Below are 22,075 nucleotides of genomic sequence, written 5' to 3'. Positions count from 1 at the left end.
AACGTGAACGAAATTCAGAAATATATTGCAGAGAACGAACCGATGATGATGGAGGATTTATTCAGCCTCATCCGTATTCCCAGCATCAGCGCACTACCGGAACATCATGATGATATGCTGGCATGTGCACAACGCTGGACACAATTATTACTCGAAGCCGGAGCAGATGAAGCCATCGTTATGCCTTCAAAAGGAAATCCTATCGTATTCGGACAAAAGATAGTAGACCCTAACGCTAAAACGGTATTGATATATGCGCATTATGACGTGATGCCTGCCGAACCTCTCGATTTGTGGAAAAGCCGACCTTTTGAACCGGAAATACGTGACGGACATATTTGGGCGCGAGGTGCCGATGACGACAAAGGACAAGCATTTATTCAAGTAAAAGCTTTTGAGTATCTCGTAAAATACAATCTGCTGAAAAACAATGTGAAATTTATTTTCGAAGGAGAAGAAGAAATCGGTTCACCAAGCCTGGAGGCCTTCTGTGAAGAGCATAAGGAACTACTAAAGGCCGATATCATACTGGTATCAGATACCAGTATGTTGGGTGCCGATCTTCCTTCATTAACTACCGGGCTGCGCGGTTTGGCCTATTGGGAAATCGAAATAACAGGTCCAAATCGCGACTTGCATTCAGGGCACTTCGGTGGGGCTGTAGCTAATCCGATTAATGTGCTTTGCGGCATGTTGAGTAAAGTAATTGACGCTGACGGACGCATCACGATCCCCGGATTTTATGATGCCGTGAAAGAAGTTCCGCAAGCAGAACGTGAAATGATCGCCCATATTCCTTTTAATGAGGAAAAATACAAAGCAGCCATCGGTGTAAAAGAGCTTTTTGGTGAAAAGGGGTACAGTACCCTGGAAAGAAACAGTTGCCGCCCCTCATTCGATATTTGTGGCATTTGGGGTGGCTATACCGGTGAAGGTTCTAAAACCGTACTCCCGTCAAAAGCCTATGCCAAGGTATCGTGTCGGCTGGTTCCGCACCAAGACCATCATGTGATCTCAGAGCTTTTTGCAGACTACTTCCGCCGAATCGCTCCGGCTACAGTGGATGTAAAAGTGACACCGATGCATGGAGGACAAGGATATGTATGCCCTATATCACTACCGGCCTATCAGGCAGCAGAAAAAGGATTTGAAATAGCCTTCGGTAAAAAACCATTGGCCGTACGTCGCGGAGGGAGTATCCCTATTATATCAACCTTCGAACAGGTGTTAGGAATAAAAACCGTACTTATGGGATTCGGACTGGAATCGGATGCTATCCATTCGCCTAATGAAAACTTCTCTCTGGATATATTCAGAAAAGGGATCGAGGCAGTTGTAGAATTTCATCTGACATACAGTAAAAAGTAAGCTTCTTATCACAAATAATAACACGGATTAAAACAGATATCAATCAGGTTCCGTTGCGACCTAAAATTGAATGCTGTTTTAATCCGTGTTATTTGTGGTAAGACTTATCATGGCAACTCAAACATAAATGTGAACGATTTACTGTCTTTGAAATCTTTCACTGCGTCTCCTGTATAAATTTCCCCGTGTGTCAAAGATAATTTCCTGATATTTGCACTCGGACTAAAATCAACCTTATTCAAATCTACCCAGAACAGGTTGGGAGTCAAAGTCGACTCAAAGTAGTATACCCGATTTTTCTGATCAGAAACCGAACGCCAACGTGTGGAAGAAATATACGGCTTGTCCGGAGTTGTGATTCCGAAAGGAACAGATACATTCCGCATCACGCTCAATACACTCGGTACAGCAATATTCGCATCCGATGTCTGCGGAATAGCATGAATATAGAAAGAAGCACGCACAAAACGGTCACTTGAACGATTGGTTCCCGGCAACATATTCAAACCGCCTACCTCTTTCCAATAATCATTCACAGCCAATTGAAGATCGTAACGGGGAGAGTTTGTCATTACTTGATATTCTTTACCTTCATGGATGATCAGGTCTCCATTGATATACTCCAGAATTGCGGAATTACCCGTTTCATCAGTGATAGCCATATGCAATGTAGATGCAGAGCCATTAGGCATGTTCGGAGCATCAATGCGGAAGGTTTGTTTACTTAGCTCTTCAACAGCTTCACGTACTGTTGCAAAGTTATCAAGCACATACTGTGTCCAAATACTGATCCCCATTACAGGGCGGGTGTCATTGGGACGGGTATAGACAGACTCCGGTAGAAACAGGAGACTGGCAACCAACCCCTTTTCATTCATGCCGTCGCAAGTACCGATATCATACCCGGTAGCCACAATGCTACCATACTTCGAAGTCCATTCTACCGTATTTCCTTTATCGTATCCTGCACGTTTGATACCACGGGGAAAAAGATATAAATTAGACTGAATATCCTCTTTCCAATCCATCGTACGTCCGGTAATCACCATATTATCCGGTCCAATGTAAACTGCACGTGTACATGCTTTCGCAGGCTGTCCACCCCAGATCAAATTGACAGCTATAGTAACCAAAGCTGCCATCATAATTTTCTTTCTCATACTCTTTTTATTAATTAAAATGGTTTTGTTATCTGCATTTAGATAACAAAACCATGGAGTATTAGTTTTATTCACAGGCAGGTACTTCCGAAATGCTTCCGTACCGATGGTACTCAAAAGCAATGCTTTGCTCTTTAATATAATGTATCAACTCTACTCTTCCGTCTTTCACCGGAGGTGCTGTAGCAATATACTTGTCAGTCTGTACAGCTGCTTCGTATATTTTCACAGGTATTTCCGGTGAGCAGGTACGGATACGTTCATATTCGGAGATACTACTGATAAATGAATCCATTGTCTCCTTCCTCAACCGACAACCTGTGTCTGCCAAAGCTTCGGTACGATCGTCCGATGGGTCATAACTAATGGTAAGTGGAGTTCCACACAACCGGGCAGCATATACTATCATCTCTGCTGTTTCATTCCTGTCATCCGGGAAAAGCCTCAATACCATACTCTTCAGTGGCAAATAACGGAACAAATTCTGTTCACCATAAAGATCATTTATATCCCTCGGCTTTGAAAATTCCTCCTGAAAGGCTTTAGTATAGCTCTGACGATAGTCGGTTTTACTATCAGGTTTATCGGCTATTTTCACAAAGCAACTGCAATAGTTCGGGCCACCTGCTTTCACTCCTCCACCGAAAGCCGAAAGTTTCATCCCGCCAAATGGCTGCCGGTTGACAATAGCCCCTGTTATACCCCGATTGATATACAGATTTCCGGCCATTAACGAATTTTTCCAGATCTTTTGTTCGGTTTCATCCAGACTCTGAAGGCCGGATGTCAAGCCATAATCCAATCCATTCACCAAATCAATTCCTTCCTGTAAATCTTCAATACAAGCCACACTCAACAACGGACCGAACAACTCGGTGCGAAAAGAGTAACTACCCGGCTTCACTCCCCACTTTACAGTAGGAGCCAGTATATATTGCTTCTTATCAATGAATCTTGGCGGCACTAACCAAGTCTCCCCGGGTTCCAACACTAATGCTTGCAGTAATTTTTCATTTTTATTTGTTATCATAGGCCCCACCACATTGCCCGGATCCCAGACACTCCCTACTTTCAGACTGGTAGCCGCATCAATCAGTTTCTCACGGAAACTCTTATCTTCATAGACCGAACGTTCCACTAACAGCAACGAACAGGCAGAACATTTCTGTCCTGCATTGCCAAAAGCAGAAGAAACAATATTCATAATAGCATGGTCACGATCACCGGAAGCGGTAAGTATAATGGCATTCTTTCCTCCGGTCTCTGCCGAAAGTGGAGTAACCGGAGCTGATTTTGCTATACTACGGGCTGTATCTGTACCACCGGTCAAAATAATATGTTTCACTATCGGAGAAGTGGTAAGCAGCTTCAAAGCCTCCCGATCAGTTATGATCACTTGCAATGCTTCTTTGGGTACTCCCGCATCCCAAAAAGCTTTGGCAAACAACCAAGCCACCGGAGCTGCCACCGTAGCGGGTTTCAGTATAACAGTATTTCCCCCGGCCAGGCCGGCAACAATGCCACCTATGGGAATGGCACAAGGAAAATTCCATGGAGAAATAACCAGTACAGTCCCCTTTGCTGTTAAACTAACATCACCCAACTCCGAAAAAGTTCTCATCGTTGTAGTATAAAAACGTGCATAGTCGATTCCTTCGGATACTTCTACATCTCCTTCAACAACTGTTTTTCCGGTTACTGCACACATACAGCCTATCAAATCTCCCCTCATCTCCGCCAGATTATTGGCAGCAGCATACATCATCTTATGCCGGTCTTCCAATTTGGTTTTTCTCCATCCGGCAGGATCGGCTTCGGCTATAGAAAGTATCCGTTCCACCTGCTCCGCATTGGCCTGTGACATCTCACATATACAAACATCCTCTTCCTGGCAACGATCCAGATATTTATAACGTTTCTCCGTAATTATATTTTCAGTTCCAATTTGCAATGGAATAATTTCGGGCACATCCTCTTTCGACTTTTTCCATTTGGCAAATATCTTCTCCACCCACTCCTGGTTTTGCTTCAGGTCGAAATCTGTATCCGGCTCATTTTCCATCCGGTCTGAAGGCATAGCCGGCGTATAAGGTTTATTCCGATCCTGTACTCGTGGCGAAGTATGAGCCAGATGATCTTTCATCGCATAAGCATCTTCAAACTGTTGAGCCAGAAAGTTCCAGGTATCGGTATTCGGCTTCAAATTGAACGAATGGGTCAGAAAATTATCAGGAGCCGTATTTTCATCCATACGCCGTACCAGATAAGACACTGCATTGAGGAAATGTTCGTCTTTCACAACCGGAGTATAGAGAATCACCCGATTACCTAACATAGACTGTGCACGCCACAAATGATTGGCCATTCCTTCAAGCATCTCAAACGTCATATAGTCTGATGTACCCAATTTCCGGCTCAACAAATAGGCATATGCTATAGAGAACAGATTATGCGAAGCAACTCCCAAATGAAGCACTTCAGCATTTTCGGGTTGTAAGCCACGCTCCAACAAATGCAAATAATTGGCATCTACTTCCGTCTTTGACGGGCGTACCGGATTAGGCCATCCACGAAGTGAAGAAATAACGGTTTCCATTTCCAGATTACAGCCTTTCACCAGACGCATCTTGATAGGTGCCCCCCCGGATTCGACCCGTGCTTTGGCAAACTCAAGCAACTCTGTCTGAAAATCATAGGCGTCGGGCAAGTATGCCTGAACGACAATACCGGCCGAATAATTTTTAAACTCGGGTTTGCTCAGCACCTCTTTAAACAGGCGCATAGTGAAATGTGCATCTTTATACTCCTCCATATCAAGGTTGATAAACTTAGCACGTTTCAGCCCGTCTTCGTCTACATATGGATTATCGATCGCCTTTTGATAAAGAGCAGACATGCGTCTGACCAATTCAGGAAAACTCTCCCGATAATTCAATGCATGCGTCTGAGCATAAATACCGGAGATTTTAACCGATATATAATTTATATCCGGAGATTCCAAAGCTTCCAGATAATGATGATACCGATGATCAGCCTCTCCATTACCCAAAACCACTTCCCCCAACAAATTGACGTTTTGTCCGATCTTCTCTTTAAAACGGGTCGCTAAATGTTCTGTCAGGTTCGGACGCGATTCGTCAATAATCACTTTAGAGGTATCCGTACGCAATCGCTTCTTGATAATAGGGATAGCAATAAAGTCAAAATGATGTCCGAAAGCCTGATACATCTTAAAAAGAAAAGTATCCCTTTTATTTAGAAATTCAGGAACTCCATATTCATCTATCAGTGTTTTGATTCGTTTGGCAAGTTTCTTCCGGTCACGTATCTGGGAAGATTCGTCCAGCATTTTCACCAGGAATTTTTTATCTTGAGGACGTTGCACCATTACGGCATATTTATGTTGCTCACGACGCTCTTCACTTGTAATGGTTGCTTCACAGGTATTGTAGAGTTTCAGTACCCATTCGTTTACTTCAGCAATAGTTGGTCTGTCCATAAGAAATCAATGTTAAAGTAATGTATTGAATCAGAAAATAATCTTAACTTACAATTACAGAAACATGGTAGGGCTGAACATAACGGCACGATAGCGATGCAAATTCTGCAACGCTTGCTGTGAAAACCGGTCAAAAAGCAGATATCGGTCCATAATAGTATAATTTAAGGAGGTGTGTATCTGCAAATATATAGATATTTTCTAAAAATCAATGCTCTTTGGGCTATTTTTCCGGAATCAGAAAATTACATTCCTTTTTTGATACCCGCTTTGATTAGCAATGCGTTCACCGGATAGGACAAGATAAAACCAAAAAGCATGGCAATCTGCATCATAAACCAAAATGTCCAGGATGTTTTCTCAAGAGGTGCATCTGTAAAAAGTACAAAAGTAACAACAGCCATCCAACCATACATACCCACCTGCCAAGCTAACAATGAAAAGAAATCGGCCTTAAAGGCACGCGAAACAGCTTTACTAAAAGAGATTTTCTCCATTTCGCGAATTGCGGCAAATTGAAAGAAAACGCCTATAACCAATGCTAAAACAAAATCAAGTACCCAGCTGCCTGCTATCAGGCTCCCCCCTATCCGTAAAGGTACCCAGTAAGTAAACCATTCTCCAATAAGATCTGCCAGCGTACAACCCGCCCCGCAATGAAAAGCAGACAAAGTGATAGACTGCCATTTGGGACGCATATCAGGCATGTCCATCTCCATCGGCATTTTCATATCCGTCTTCATACTCTCTACGGGAACCACTTCTACCATACTATCTTTCCGGATACCAAAAGTATAATAGGCAAACAACGCAAAATAATGTCCCCACAGCCCGGTAAGCACCCAGACTATATTCATTATCTTCATAGATTGTCTGTGAAATATTACATTAATTGCCAGAATAAGGGCTATGATAAGACCGGCACATACGAAAAAGCAAGATACTGCATTGAAGAACATTGTATTCATAAGGCTCATTATTAATTGATAAGTGGTATTAATAACGAGCCTTTTACAAAATAGTTCAGTTAAAATTATGTATTAACAAAACAACAAGACTACTCGAAGGCTTTCCGATAAGTGCATCCATTTCTCCATTCGGAACAACCATAAGCAGTTTTACCTTTAATAATCGTTCCTTTTCCGCAAAGCGGACAAAGTTGTCCAACCAAAGAGTCTGCCCCTGCCAGCACATCCGGTTGAGCCGATCCGGTGGCAGGAGACGCATTCTCAGTTGCAGAAATGACTTTCATCTTTTTCTCTTTCGGAGCAGTGGGTTTACGTTCTCGTTTCTTCGGTTCTTTCTTCTTCTTTTCTTCTTCCGCCGTTGCCGCTTCCTGAATAGTGATACGGCGGTTTGTATTATCAGACAGAACACTGTTGACTATTTCGGCTACCATCAACTTTAACTCTTCAAGAAACTGCCGTGCATCATAAGTCTTCCTCTCTATCTCACGTAACTTTTTCTCCCAAATACCCGTCAACTCAGCTGATTTCAACAACTCTTCATGAATCAACTGGATCAATTCCACTCCTGTAGGGGTAGCTATCAGGTTCTTTTTCTCCTTACGGATATAATTACGCTTAAAAAGGGTCTCGATAATAGCTGCACGGGTAGATGGCCGACCAATACCATTTTCTTTTAACGCATCTCGAAGTTCATCGTTGTCAACCAATTTACCGGCAGTTTCCATCGCACGAAGCAGAGTGGCTTCGGTATAAGGTTTAGGTGGCTGAGTCCATTTCTCATTCAAGTCGGGTAGATGCGGGCCACTTTCTCCTTTCACGAAAACAGGAAGTACATTCTCCTCTTCACTTTCTTTTTCTTCATTCGGATCTTTCACATCTTTGGAAAAGACCACACGCCATCCCGGTTCCAGAATCTGCTTTCCAGTCACCTTGAATTCAATGCCATCTACCTCCCCCATTACAGTCGTGGTAGAGACTTTACAATCAGGATAAAAAACGGCTATAAACCGACGGGCTATCAGATCGAAAACCTTACGTTCCATATCCGTCAGATTTTGCGGATGAACCCCTGTGGGAATAATGGCATGGTGATCGGTTACTTTCGAACTATCAAAAACTTTTTTTGACTTAGGCAATGAAGTTCCGGACAACGGTGCAGTCAGTACTTCGTAATCTTTCAGCCCTTTTAAGATATTCGGACATTTGGGATAAATATCATCACTGAGGAAAGTAGTATCTACACGCGGATAAGTAGTCACTTTCTTTTCATAAAGCGACTGAATCAGTTTCAGGGTCTCGTCAGCAGAATAGGCAAATTTCTTATTGCACTCCACCTGAAGAGAGGTCAGGTCGAACAAACGGGGAGCATACTCTTTCCCGTCTTTCTTAACCACAGAAGTTACTACGAAAGGCAGGTTTTTAATACGTTCTACCAATGCCATTCCCTCATCACGGTTAGCTATCGGGTCAATGCCCCGGTTCTCTGTTCTCTTAGCCTTGCCACCGGCCTTTTCTTCTTCAGCAGCCAACTCTTCATCACTCTTACGAATAAGGGCAGAAAAAGTTGTATCACGGTACATTGTTTTCAGTTCCCAATATTGTTTTGGCTGAAAATTTTCAATATCAAGCTGCCGATTGACAATAAGGGCAAGAGTAGGTGTCTGAACACGTCCGATAGAAAGCACTTGTCGGTTCTGCCCATATTTTACGGTATAAAGTCGCGTAGCATTCATCCCAAGCAGCCAGTCGCCAATGGCTCTGGACATACCTGCCTCGTAAAGCGGTTGAAAATCATCCTGATCTTTTAACTTTGCAAATCCCTCTTTAATAGCCTCCTCGGTCAGCGAAGAAATCCACAAACGTTTTACCGGACACCGCGCTCCGGCTTTCTGCATCACCCACCGCTGAATCAGCTCTCCTTCTTGCCCGGCATCACCACAGTTGATAATCTCATCGGCCTGTTGCATCAACCTTTCAATAATATGGAATTGCTTTTCGTAAGTAGGGTTCTCTATCAGTTTAATGCCAAAACGAGGAGGAATCATAGGCAGGCTGCCCAAACTCCATGATTTCCATCCGGGAGTATATTCATGGGGTTCTTTCAGGGTACAAAGATGGCCGAACGTCCAGGTTACCTGGTATCCGTTCCCCTCAATATACCCCTCTTTCCGTTCGCGGGCTCCTAATATATCAGCAATATCACGTGCCACAGAGGGCTTTTCGGCAATGCAAACTATCATTTGTTTTTTATTATAATGAGAATTGAGCAGACAAAGATACAAAAAAATAGAAAGGGGGAAGTAGTAATCCATCGCCATTTATTTTGTAGCTTTGCTCTGTACAACCTTTAAAAATTAAAAAGACATGAAAAGCTACAAATTATTATTTGCACTTACCTTACTCTTTGTATTTGCTTTCAATGCGAAAGCACAATATGTCCATGAACGCTCTGACCAATATACACCGCCCGAAGATTCTCTGGTGGTCAGGAAACTCCATCACTGGCAGGACCAGAAGTTCGGAATGCTGATTCACTGGGGATTATATTCCGTTGCCGGAATTGTAGAATCATGGTCCATCTGTTCGGAAGAAGCGGATTGGATACCGCGTGATAGTACCATTGCCTATGAAGATTATAAAAAATGGTATTGGGGATTGAAAGATTCATTCAATCCTACCCGTTTCAACCCGGAACAGTGGGCACAGGCTGCCAAAGCGGCAGGTATGCGTTATGCCATCTTCACCACCAAACATCACGATGGATTCAATATGTTCAACACGGCTTACTCCGATTTTTCAATTTCAAAGGGTCCTTTCAAAACAAATCCCCGGGCAGATGTAGCCAAATATGTGTTTGAAGCTTTTCGCAACAACGACTTAATGGTAGGAGCCTATTTTTCTAAACCGGACTGGCACTCGGAATATTATTGGTGGCCCCGCTACGCTACTCCCCGCCGTACACAGAATTACAATATAGAAAAGAACCCCTGGCGCTGGAATCAATTCAAAGAGTTCACTTACAACCAAATCAGCGAGTTGATGCACAACTACGGTTCTATCGACATTTTATGGTTAGACGGAGGATGGGTAAATAACCCCGGAACCAAATCGGTATTGGACATGGACCGTATATCGCAAATGGCACGAAAAGCACAACCGGGTATTTTATTCGTAGACCGCACCATCCATGGTAAATACGAAAATTATCAGACCCCTGAACAACAAATCCCGGACAAACAACTTCCCTACCCATGGGAGACTTGCATGACACTGGGAGTAGACTGGGGATACACTCCACATGCGGTATTCAAATCACCCACTACAGTGATAGCAAAGTTAATGGAAATCGTAGCTAAAGGCGGAAGTTTACTACTCGGCGTCGGCCCTACCCCTGAAGGAATATTACAAGAAGAAATTGTCAGCCGGTTGGACACTATAGGCGAATGGATGACGAAAAACGGCCCGGCTATCTACAATACCGTTACGACTCCTGACTATCATAGTGAAGGCATTTGGTTTACCATGAACAAAAACAAAAAAACAATGTATGCATTATACAGTGATCCGAAAGCCCGGACTCTTCCTAACTACATAGAATGGGAAAATAATATTCCTGCTAAAGGAAGTGCTGTTTACTGCCTTCAAAACGGTAAAAAAGTAAGATGGGAAATAAAGAACAATCGGGTACGTGTCTATTTACCTCAGAATCTGAAAACAGAGGTGAACGCGCTTGCATTCTCCTTCACCCCCCAATAATAGTCATGCAACCATTTATTCCATAAATAATCCGTAGATGATATTGACCGGAATAGAACTAAAATCATAAAGGGGGTTGTGTCAAAATGCTGGCACAACCTTTTTTTACGTTTTACAGTCCTGCTATCTTTTCTTTTGGCTATGCCGCTTTTTTCTCATTCATTTGGTAACAAGTTGCTATCTTCCACTTGTAGCGGTTTATAAATAGCCCAATAAGCATAGATTTAACAAATGTAATAAGTCCCTTTCCTGCTTTTCGCATTTTTGCACACATCTTTTTGATATTAAACGCTATAGCAAAGAAAGCAAAGTCCATTGTCACCTTGTCTTCTCCCACATGCCGGAACCTTCTGTATGCCATGTTGTATTTCATCTGTCCGAAAACAGCTTCCGGTTCTATGCACCGCCTGCCTCTATGTCTGACTCCTTCTTCTGAGAGCAACCTTTCCCGTGCCTGCCGTTTGTATTGGTTTAACCGGTGGTTGACTTCTATAATACGGTTTCCCCGTGCTTTAAAACAACTTCCATGCAAAGGACAGCCTTCGCATCTTTGTGCTTTATACCGGGCACTTTCGGTGCTGTATCCGCTCGCTGTTTTATCACGTTTGGTTCCTATACGGTTCATGTGCTGTCCCATAGGGCAAACGTAATAATCCTCCCCTGGATTGTAATGGAGACTTTCCGCATGGAACGGGTTAGGGATATAACGAGAACGCTGCTCTTTATGGAAGTAGTTGTACTTGACAAAGGCTTCCATCCCGTTCTCCTGCATGAATCGGTAATTTTCTTCCGAGCCGTAACCGGAGTCTGCCGCACCGATACTCGGTAAGCGGTTATAGCGGTGCTGGAAGGAGGGGAAGAAAGGGATTAGGGTCAGCGTATCGGTAGGGTTGGGAAACAACCGGAAGTCTATGATGAATTGGTTTTCAGTACCTGTTTGTAAATTATACCCGGGCTTGGTCTGCCCGTTCTTCATGGCGTCTTCTTTCATGCGCATGAATGTGGCACCGGGATCGGTCTTGGAATAGGAGTTACGTTCTCCAAGGACATCAAGGTGATTGTCGTATTCCATCAGCTTGTCACGATACCATTCAAGTTCCCTAACCTGTTTCTTTTTCTCCCGCAGGGTTTTCTTTTCTTCCTTGTCCTGTGTTGCAGGCCGGTGTTCCAGGACTTCTTTAAGTTCATCCACTATGCCCGAGAGCATGAAGGGAGTCAACTCCACGGATGTGTCTTTTACAGAGTTCTCCTGTACAATGGCTTCATCCACCTGCTCCAGAAGGATGCGAATCTTATTCAGCAACCTTGTGCGGTTCTTTTCGACGCTCTTACGCCAGACAAAAGTATATTTGTTGGCCTTGGATTCAATCTTGGTACCATCGATATATTCCACGTCAAGACTGATGAACCCCTTGTCGGCAAGGACAAGGACCAACTGCGTGAAGACGTTGCTTATCTTTTCCTTTACACGGTTACGAAAACGGTTGATGGTTATGAAATCCGGATGCTCATGACCGGCAAACCAGATATAATGGATGTCACGCAAAAGAAGCTTCTCTATTTTACGGCAGGAATAGATATTGTTCATGTAAGCGTAGATAATTACCTTGAGCATCATTTTAGGATGATAAGCTGAGCGGCCCGTTTTTTTATAAAGCTTCTTGAAATTATCAGGATTGAGATTATCAACAACTGCGTTGACTATGCGGACCGGGCCGTCCGCAGCTATGTTTTCATCAATTCTTTGTGGAAAAAGAACGGTTTGGTTGGGAATGTAAGGACGAAAATGTAACTTTGCCATAACGAAAAACTTTATGCCTAAAGTTACATAAACTTTGGGTAATAACAAAGCCCAGACTTTCCCAAGTCCGGGCTTTGCGCATAAAAAAAGGTTGTGCCAACGTTTTGAGACACAACCCCATGGAATAGTGTTGCTTTATAATCAGATATGACCTGGAAAACATGTAATTTACTCTAATAGTATATTATTGGTTTTCAACAGCTTCCCACTGCAAAATTTCTGTGCATCTTTTGCAGTGGCGCTGCAAACAACATGCAGCAACTTTGCAGTAAACACACATGTAGTTGCATCAAAGAAAAACTCATCTGGAAAAAAAGAACAGGTCCATTAGCAATACTATTTGATGTTATTTGATAAGAATTTCTCAAATTCTCAAATAATTTATAACTTTACCGCCCAATTATTGTCAATCTCTACTAAAAAGAATGATTTTATCCTTTGTACCGATATGATTGCAGACGACATTTTATTGTTAAAACTTATACAATCTAAAGATGAGCACGCTTTCAAATATTTATTTGATTTGTATTTCGTGCCCCTCTGTCGCTATGCGCATTTATATCTGACCGATACACAAGAAGAGGAAGAACTCGTTCTTGACATCTACATGCATCTATGGGAACATAGTGCCCAAATCAACCTGACCTTATCATTGAAAGCCTATCTATTCCAAGCAGTACGCAACCGATGCCTCAACTTCTTGCGGGATAAAAAGTCTACACTTTCACTTGACGAAGCAGGTGACATCGCCAACAATGAAACTACCTCTACGCTTGAAATGGAAGAATTGACTTTTCTGATACAGGAAGCTATTTGTGCATTACCCGACAAATGCCAGCAGGTATTCCGACTGAGTCGCGAAGGGAACAAAACCAATCAAGAAATAGCTGATGAACTGAACATATCAGTAAAAACCGTAGAGGCACAAATCACTAAATCCCTTAAACGTATAAAAAGCTTTCTTGACAGTAAATATGCTTATTTGTTTTAAGAAACGAGCAAACATGCCTTATCAATACCCTTCATTCTGTTCCAGCTTATCATTTAAATCCCTGTATTTCTGCGGAATAGGCAGATATCGATTATAAGGAGCAAAGCTGCGTGGTTCTATCAAGACCTTTCTGTTCGGATTTACCACCGCCCGCTTATAAGGATTAGCTTCAGCATAATCAATAGTTCCCATAGGACGCAACAAATCGCCATTCAGCAGGGTTTCTGCCAACATCTTCCCCGCAGCGTCCCTCCAACGGAGGATATCGGCACGACGAAGCCCTTCACCGGCCATTTCTATGGAACGCTCTCGTCGAATCAGCTCACGCAGCTTATCCTGAGTATTGTACTTAGCCACATCCACATGGGGCATGCCCACACGATTACGAATAAGATTCAACTTATCATATACATCATCGGACGGACCATTCAGTTCATTCTCTGCCTCAGCATAGCACAACAGTACTTCGGCATAACGAAAAAGGACAGTATTGGTACCCGTATCCCATATATTGTAATATTGGGACATGGGAAACAGATACTTACCCCACGTCAAGGCTGTCTTGGAAGAGTTATTGGCAGCAATAGGATGATTCTTGTTCTTATCGTTCTCATCTACCTTTCCATCTCCATTCACATCCCAAGGCAGGAACTCATCCATGGTATTCAGCACCTCAACCGTACCATTCTCCCTTACCCAGTCCATGCCGGGAAAGGCTATGGTCATTGCCAAGCGGGGATCTCGGTTGGCAAACGGATGCTCGGGATCATAATAATTACCTGCCTCTTCTTTGGTCAAGCCGTTGTCCATTTCGTAGCAATCCACCAAGTTCCATGAAGGAACCATAGACGACCATCCCCCGTCCATATTGTTATACATGGAGCCTATCCATCCATTACCATCAAAATTCTCAATGTGATGAACGGCTGCAATCACCTCCTTGGAATCTTTTCCTTCCAATCTGAACAGGCGCGCATAATCTTTTTCCAATTCAAACTTACCCATGTCAATAATGGCTTGTGCCGCCTCCTTAGCCCGATTGTACTTAGCATAATAGAGGGCATGACGCATTTTCACAGCCAATGCCGTGGCGCGGTCGATATAACCCGGACCACTCGCTTTGTCCTCCATAAACATAGGGATAGCCGCATCCAGTTCATCCTCAATGAATTTATTCACTTCTGCCTCCGTATTGCGAGGAACCATCGCTTCCTCTCGCGAAGTATAAGAATCGATGATGGGCACTCCGCCATAATGCCAATTCTTGTTGAAATAATCGTACGCACGGATTACTTTCACTTGTGCCATCATGTCCCTCTTCCTGGCTTCGTCGGCAAACGTCACAGCTTCCATGTTTTTCAGGAAATCATTGCAACTGCGAATCTTTCCAAAAGTATAATAATCGGCAACCTCTTTCAGTCCGGCAGCCATCGAACCGTTGCCTATGCTCTGGTAGTGGTCCCACAGGAAATTGCTGTATCCGAAATCAGAGGCGCAATCCCAATAGTAGATACCTTTTTCGTCAATCCAATCATCATAACAACCCACCAAGAACTTCTCGGCATCCTGTTCCGTTTTCCAAGTATTGGATGGATCTAGCGCATCGTTAGGGGCAGTATCCAGGAATCCCGAGCAGGAGGAGATGAGTATCCCCCAAACACCTGCCAACATATATATCCATATTCTTTTCATATATCCGTTAAGTATTGACTATCCATTTTCAAAACGTAATGTTCACTCCAAAGGCGTGACTTCGGTTGATGGGGAATCCGTAAAGGTTGCCAAGCTCCGGATCGGCTTCAACCATCATCTTATGAAATGTCAGTAAGTTTTCACTGGAATAGTAAACGCGCAGATTTTCAACACCCATCGATTTCAATATCTTCTTGGGAAGCGTATATCCTAATTGCAGGTTCTTCAACCGGAGATAGCTGCCGTCTTGCAACCAAAAGTCAGAATACTCCAGATTGTTCGAGGTCTTACCCACCGCGATGCGCGGCATCTTGGCATCCCTGTTATCGGGAGTCCAGGCATCCAGCCAAATGTTATTAGGATGACAATCATCACCGCTCCATTCACCACCAAATCCGTTGATATCAATCATACGCTTCACTTCAGCCACTCCCGTCAACATGACGGAGCAGTCAATACTCTTATAACCGGCACTCAGATTCAAGCCAAATGTATAAGAGGGATTGGAAGAACCGCACAGCACACGGTCGTCAGCATTAATCAAGCCATCTTCATTGGTATCCATATAAATCAAGTCGCCCGCCTTAAAATCTCTCTTGAAAGGGTAGCCTGCATCGTTCTTATGCTTCTCTTGCCACCTCTTGGCTTCTTCGTCGGATTGGAAGAAACCGCCAGTCTTATACAGACGATACGTACCGTATGCCGCACCAACCTGCTTCACTTTTAAATCTCCATCCGCCAACGATTGTACCCCATCCAAATACAAGACCTTATTCTTATTATAAGCTAAGTTGGCAGACACTCCAAACGACCAGTCGTCCCAGCTTTCATTGTAGTTCAGGATCAGTTCTACCCCGCGGTTCACCATGGCACCCACGTTGTCCTTGTAAGCTCCTAAACCGAATTCGGCAGGAACCGGCACATCCATGATGATACCCGTAGTCTTGCGGTCGTAATAGTCAAGCCCCACAGTCAGCTTACCAAAAAGAGTGGCATCAATCCCCACTCCCCATGTACGGGCCTTCTCCCAAGAGATGGTAGCTATTTTATAATTCTTCTGATGATAGCCCGTCTGCAAACTTCCGTTGAGGGAATAATGTGCATCCAAGTCGTAGCTATTCATCCAAGGATAAAAGTCACTCAAAGCCGACTGGTTGCCTAAATTTCCGTAAGATCCTCTGATTTTCAAATCGGTCAGCCATCCTACAGCCTCCTCCATAAACGACTCCTCACTGATGCGCCATGCAGCAGAGAAAGAGGGGAAATATCCCCAACGGTGCCCTTTAGCAAAACGGGAAGAGGCATCAGCACGGATATTTGCCTCGAACAGGTACTTGCCTGCATAATCGTAGTTAACGCGCCCAAACCAGGAAATCATCGCCAACTCGCGGGAATAACCGCTATTTTTCACAGTAGCAGCATCACCGGCATTCATATCCGTCAGGTCGTTGTTCGGAAAGTTGCTGCGCTCTGCCTTGCTTTCATTATAGGTATATTTCTCCGTATGCCAACCTGCCAAGGTCTTCAGTCCGTGCCGCGCGAAGCGTTTGTCGTAGTTCAGCAGGACATCGAATGTGGCGCGATGCCAGCCATAATAGTTTTCATTCAATCGATTGGGATCGCTCTTTTTGTTAGGGTTGTATTGGATAAACTTTCTGAAAGCCTTGTAGTGCTGCCGGTTGTTGACGTATGCACCGGTCAAAGTAGCCACCAATCCATTAAACAGCGTATAGTCAGCCGACAAGATACCGGAGAAATTCTGATTCTCGCGCCTCACCGTCTGGTCCACATCCAACCATGCAATAGGGCTTCCGTCCGAAATAGTTCCCCAAGTACCGTCTTCGTAGCGTGCCACAACCCAAGGAGCCATTTTGCCCAAACGCATCACAATCTGCCCGGAACCGTCTTCACCATACGAAGAGTTAGGGTCGGTATAATCATTGTTGATGTATGCCATGTTGACATGTACGTTCAGACGGGAATTCAGTTTAACGTCCAGATTGGTGCGTCCGTTGAATTGCTGGCGGGCAGCATTGGGCAACGTGCCCTCTTGCTTCAGGTAGCCTATGGACATCAGGTATTTCAAATAATCCGTACCACCACTCACGTTCATGTTGTGAGAATGCTGGATACCAGTACGGTAAGCCAAATCATACCAGTCAGTATTAGGATAATTGTAAGGATCGGAACCATCTTTGAACTTTTCATACACTTTTCCATCTCCCACCGTATCAAAGTGAGGCGGTCTTCCATACTCCACGAGCGCCTTATCATAGAAGCGTGCATAGTCGTAAGAGCTCATGAGGTCTTGCAACATAGTAGGATTTTGCAGGCTGACATAGCCGTTGTAGATGATGCGCGGCTTCCCCGTCTTTCCGCGCTTGGTGGTGATAAGGATAACGCCGTTGGAGGCTTTTGAACCATAAATGGCTGCCGAAGCAGCGTCTTTCAATACAGAGACACTCTCAACGTCGTTGGGATCGATGGAATTCAGCGTGCCGGTCTCCAGCCCGTCCACCAGGATATAAGGGTTGGCATCATTTAACGTGCCGATACCTCGCACACGGATAACTCCCCCATCCTGTCCCGGACGACCTTCACCGGAAACAATGGTCACTCCCGGCATCCAGCCTTGAATGCCGATGGAAACATTCTGTATCGGACGGTTTTCCAGCACTTGCCCCTCTACCTGGCTCACAGCTCCGGTCAAATTGATTTTCTTCTGTGTGCCATAGCCCACCACGACTATTTCTTGCAATGCTATCGCATCTACTTCCATCTTGACCGAAAGCAGACTTCCACCCTTTACCTTAATTTTCTGTTGTTTATATCCGATGAAAGAAACCACGATGCTTGCGTCGGGAGGGGCTTCCAAAGCAAAATATCCCTCTATGTCGGTGACGGTTCCCTTCGTTGTGCCCTCCACCATCACGTTGGCACCGATGATTGCCGCACCCTCCTCGTCCAGCACCTTGCCACGTACCCTGATACCCAGCGGAGGCAGGAAATCGTCTTGATTGAAAATAGCTATCTGGGTATTGATAATATCGAATGACAAACGAATGGGTCTCAGCATCTTGTCTAAGGCTACGGACAATTTCTCGTCTTTACACTCCAAGCTTACCTTCTGCTCCACCCTCACCTGGGTAGCGTCGTAAAAGAATGTATAACCGATGGACTGTTCGATGCGCCACATCGCCTCCGACAACGAAATGTCCAAAAAAGAAGCTGTAATCCTTTTCTCTTGCGCCTGTGCCGAAAGATTCAGCATGCAGAGCAACAATAGGAATAGCACAATGCAGTTTCTTTGAATCATATAGTATGTTTAAGGTCAATGGTTCGTTTCCCTATTTCTTTCCTTTCCCCTCCTTATTTTCCCATTTCTGATTGATAACCAACACATTATTATCATCAAAGTGATAGGTTATGGGATTGATGCGCGCCATAATCTGAACAATCTCCTCCAACGTCTCATTACGCAACGTAAAAGTATATCGATACTTGTCCTCTAACTCGTCATCCACCTTTATCTCTACATCGTATCGTTTGCTCAAAATCCGGCAAACCTCTCCTAAAGTCTTGTTCGATACGAAGAATTCATCTTGTATCCACATCTTCTCGAGCGCCACATCGCCTGCATCTATCGCCAGCCGATTGTTTTTCTTGTCATATACCGCAATCTCTCCGGGCTTTAGGAAGACCAGTCCCGCACGGGTCTCCAACGAAACCGAACCTTCCATCAGGCTGACTCTGCTCTCGGCAGCTCCATCCGGAGATGCCACATTGAACTTAGTGCCGTGCACCCTCACCTGCATGCCCTCGGTACGCACAATGAAAGGCTTCCGTTTATCCTTCGCCACTTCAAAATAGGCTTCACCCGACAGCCTCACCGAGCGGTCACGATCCCTGAAATCGTTACCGTATGCCAGTGTTGTATTAGCCTGGAGCCATACTCCAGTGCCATCCGGCAGAAATATTTTCGACTTGCCGTCCATGCTGGTATATACCTGCTCGCCCATCGGCTGCCTGCCCATAGAGACACCCCAATAATAGCTCATGCCTACGGACAACACCAGTACAACACAAGCTACGGCTATATAGCGATAGAGACTGCGGAGTGTGAATGTCTTTCCCGAAGCCTTCTCTTGCAATACTTCCACCTGCGGTTTCCCAGCCTTGCCTATCCGTGCCGAAAGCACTTTCCAATAATACTCCTTATCGGGTGTATAATCGCTCGTCTTCTCCTGTACCCTCTTCCACACGACATTCAAATCTTCCATGACCGACCGGCACTCTGGCCGTTCCGCCCAACTCATCAAGCGTGCGTCGTCTTTCTCCGAAATTTCTTGTTTGAATTTAGAGATTATCAGTTCCCAAGGAATATTTTCCTGCTTCATAATTGAATACGTAATTACCTGTCTATACTTAGACGACACAAAAATAGACATTAACCCTTATTCCCGCAACATTTTTTAGGATATATCTGTCCGTCAAGGGCCATTATTTGCATTTGCCGGGCTTTCCAAAGAGATATGACCACCCGTTTATCCTATTACATCCTATCATTCAGTTCGTTCAGCCTACATCTCCATGCGCCTGTTCAAGATATCTTCCCAACATACTTCAAAAAGCAGAAGTTTCAGCCCGACAACCGATGGATAACAACCAAGTAGCCAAAGCTGAAACTTCTGCTATAGTATAAATACAAATCCTGTTTACAACCCTACGTGTTCTTTCTCGTTGAGATAGTGTTCGGGACTACGATCGCGCTCACCGTTGTAGTTCCATTCTATTTCATCCACGTACTCTTTGCCATTCTTCATGGCAACGGCTTTGAGCGTATTCTTGCCATCGGCAAGGGTGACGTTATTGAAGACAAAATGTACGACAGTGTATCCTTGGCGGATGCCGGTAAGTTCTTTGCCATTGAGGTACACTTTCGGCGTTCCGATGTTGGAGTAAACGGTAACGGTGGTGTTTTTGCGTTCACGCTGCGTGTTGCGACGTTGCGTCAGATATACCGTCGGTTCTTTGCTCCAGTTGGCTTTATACCAATAATAAGAGTCTTTCTTTATCTTACGGTCGAAAGTTATCAGGCCTTTTGTGTTTTGTGCAGGGATGTCGGTGCGGTCGTTCATCGGTGTGCAGAAGTCGAACATGTTCCAAAGATAGGAAGCAAGAATCACCGGATGGTTGGCAATTATGCTCCACTGATATTCGTGAAACTTTGTCTGATATTCTTCAGGGTAATAGTTGCCCCAAGCGTTGAGCGATTCGCCCAAGATTTCCGTATGATGCTCGACATTAGCTTCCGCACCATATTCAGAGAAAATAAGACGGAGGTCGGAATAATTCTTTGTCAGTCCGTCCACCCACTTGTCTATGTCCTTGATGCGACCTTCATACCAACCGTAGTAACGGTTCATCGCTTGAATGTCAGCATTCAAGTTGACAGAATGTTCCACGTGTCCATATCCGTTCACAGACACCGTATATCGGTACGGGTCTTCTGTCTTTGCAAGGTCGTGTAGTTCGGCAGTGAGTTGTGCAGTGTAGGGCGTAGGACTATACACCTCGTTGTGAAGCCCCCATACATAGATGGAAGGATGGTTGTAACTCTGGCGAATCATTTCACGCAACTGGCTTTTGGCATTTTCGGCTTCCTCTCCTGTCACTTGGTTGACAAATGGAATCTCTGCCCAAATCACCAAACCAAGTGAGTCGCAACGCGAGTAAAGGTAGTCGCTCTGTTGGTAGTGGGCAAAGCGCACGGTAGTGGCACCAATCTCCATGATGTCCGCAAGGTCGTTATCGTGGTGTTTGTTGGTCAGTGCACTGCCCAGTCCCAGGTAATCTTGGTGGCGACATACACCATACATCGGATACTTTTCTCCGTTAAGGTAAAAGCCTTTGCCTGCTACCATTTCATAATGACGAACACCGAGCGGCTGCACCACTTCATCGATGGTTTTGCCATCCTTCACAAGACGGGCTACTACCTTATAAAGATACGGGTCTTCGCGTCCCTGCCAAAGATGTGGATTTTTTAAGCGGAAGTCGGCGGTAAAGGGTTGTGAGCCTTGCGGAGTAAGGTTGATTTCTTTTACATTCTTTGCCACTTGCTTGCCTTCCTGTGTATAGATGACAGTTTCGAGCGATACGCTTGTAGCGTGCAAATCGGCATTATCAAGCTTTACGTTGACACTGATGTCGGCACTTTTCTTCGTAACATTTGTTTGCGACACATACACGCCGGGCGAAGCATTATCGGTCACGGTGATGTTGCTTTTCTCGGTCACAATGAGCTGCACGGGACGGTAGATGCCGCCGTACACGCCAAAGAGCCGGTGATTGACAGGGATGACATCCGGACGTTGCTCATTATTAGCAAGCACAACAATCTCATTCACCTCACCATACTTCAATGCTTCGCTTATCTCAATAGCAAAGGCAGAATATGCCCCCTTATGGGTACCAAGCACACGCTTGTTGACATAAACTTTCGCACACGCTCCCACGCCCTCAAAGCGAAGGAACACACGTTTACTCTTCAGCTCGGTGGGGCAGTCGAATTGTTTGCGATAGTAGGCTTCGCCTTGGTAAAAGCGGTCATAGCCACTCTGCATATCTTTATTGTTCCAAGTATGGGGAATGCTTACCGGTTGCCACTTTCCGTCCCATTTGGCCGTGGCAATAATCGTTTCATCAGGATATTTGCCTCGCTGAAACTCCCACCCGTCGCAAAACGACTTTACTTCGCGGGCATTTGTGCCCACTGTTGCGAGCAACCCCAAACAGATTGACAAAATTTTTCTCTTCATTTCCTTATTCTTCTTTAGT

Annotated in this window: 12 protein-coding genes; 3 read left to right on the top strand and 9 right to left on the bottom strand. The window is 44.6% G+C overall.

Annotation, left to right across the window (positions count from 1 at the left end):
- The first annotated feature begins 3 nt into the window (after nucleotides 1–3).
- Entirely contained in the window at nucleotides 4–1,368 is a 1,365-nt protein-coding gene (locus FDF36_RS10985; protein WP_220391358.1) for a dipeptidase, read from the top strand.
- 107 nt (nucleotides 1,369–1,475) lie between these two features.
- Here FDF36_RS10985 and FDF36_RS10980 read toward each other — a convergent pair whose 3' ends face one another.
- From FDF36_RS10980 to FDF36_RS10965, 4 genes are all read right to left on the bottom strand, one after another.
- Nucleotides 1,476–2,528, bottom strand: a complete 1,053-nt coding sequence (locus tag FDF36_RS10980) for a linear amide C-N hydrolase (protein WP_005781360.1) — start codon at nucleotides 2,526–2,528, stop codon at nucleotides 1,476–1,478.
- A gap of 67 nt (nucleotides 2,529–2,595) precedes the next feature.
- Nucleotides 2,596–6,027, bottom strand: coding sequence for a proline dehydrogenase family protein (locus FDF36_RS10975; RefSeq protein WP_220391357.1), 3,432 nt, complete (start codon nucleotides 6,025–6,027; stop codon nucleotides 2,596–2,598).
- 245 nt (nucleotides 6,028–6,272) lie between these two features.
- Nucleotides 6,273–6,995, bottom strand: a complete 723-nt coding sequence (locus FDF36_RS10970; RefSeq protein ID WP_005821700.1) for a DUF4396 domain-containing protein — start codon at nucleotides 6,993–6,995, stop codon at nucleotides 6,273–6,275.
- Between the two features lie 89 nt (nucleotides 6,996–7,084).
- Nucleotides 7,085–9,235 (bottom strand): DNA topoisomerase 3, encoded by a 2,151-nt coding sequence (locus FDF36_RS10965; protein ID WP_220391356.1) that lies wholly within the window; start codon nucleotides 9,233–9,235, stop codon nucleotides 7,085–7,087.
- Nucleotides 9,236–9,359: 124 nt separating this feature from the next.
- Here FDF36_RS10965 and FDF36_RS10960 point away from each other — a divergent pair, with 124 nt between their 5' ends.
- Nucleotides 9,360–10,751, top strand: a complete 1,392-nt coding sequence (locus tag FDF36_RS10960) for an alpha-L-fucosidase (protein ID WP_005808417.1) — start codon at nucleotides 9,360–9,362, stop codon at nucleotides 10,749–10,751.
- A 139-nt stretch (nucleotides 10,752–10,890) separates the two neighbouring features.
- On the opposite strand, the gene FDF36_RS10955 is transcribed toward FDF36_RS10960, so the two are convergent.
- Nucleotides 10,891–12,552 (bottom strand): IS1182 family transposase, encoded by a 1,662-nt coding sequence (locus FDF36_RS10955; protein WP_220391355.1) that lies wholly within the window; start codon nucleotides 12,550–12,552, stop codon nucleotides 10,891–10,893.
- Between the two features lie 343 nt (nucleotides 12,553–12,895).
- Between FDF36_RS10955 and FDF36_RS10950 the strand changes: the two genes are divergently transcribed.
- Entirely contained in the window at nucleotides 12,896–13,543 is a 648-nt protein-coding gene (locus FDF36_RS10950) for an RNA polymerase sigma-70 factor (protein ID WP_101603710.1), read from the top strand.
- Between the two features lie 21 nt (nucleotides 13,544–13,564).
- Here FDF36_RS10950 and FDF36_RS10945 read toward each other — a convergent pair whose 3' ends face one another.
- The 4 genes from FDF36_RS10945 to FDF36_RS10930 form a co-directional block, all read right to left on the bottom strand.
- Nucleotides 13,565–15,235: a RagB/SusD family nutrient uptake outer membrane protein gene (locus FDF36_RS10945; RefSeq protein WP_220391354.1), complete on the bottom strand. Its 1,671-nt coding sequence runs from the start codon at nucleotides 15,233–15,235 to the stop codon at nucleotides 13,565–13,567.
- 28 nt (nucleotides 15,236–15,263) lie between these two features.
- Nucleotides 15,264–18,551: a TonB-dependent receptor gene (locus tag FDF36_RS10940; protein WP_220391353.1), complete on the bottom strand. Its 3,288-nt coding sequence runs from the start codon at nucleotides 18,549–18,551 to the stop codon at nucleotides 15,264–15,266.
- Between the two features lie 31 nt (nucleotides 18,552–18,582).
- Nucleotides 18,583–19,632: a FecR family protein gene (locus FDF36_RS10935; protein ID WP_259281414.1), complete on the bottom strand. Its 1,050-nt coding sequence runs from the start codon at nucleotides 19,630–19,632 to the stop codon at nucleotides 18,583–18,585.
- A gap of 318 nt (nucleotides 19,633–19,950) precedes the next feature.
- On the bottom strand, nucleotides 19,951–22,056 hold the full coding sequence (locus FDF36_RS10930) for a glycoside hydrolase family 2 protein (RefSeq protein WP_220391351.1): 2,106 nt from the start codon (nucleotides 22,054–22,056) through the stop codon (nucleotides 19,951–19,953).
- Nucleotides 22,057–22,075: the final 19 nt, after the last annotated feature.

This window comes from Bacteroides fragilis, from assembly GCF_019583405.1.
Classification (GTDB): domain Bacteria; phylum Bacteroidota; class Bacteroidia; order Bacteroidales; family Bacteroidaceae; genus Bacteroides; species Bacteroides fragilis_B.
Note: the sequence above shows the minus strand (reverse complement) of the source record. Positions and strands in the feature narration are given on the sequence as shown.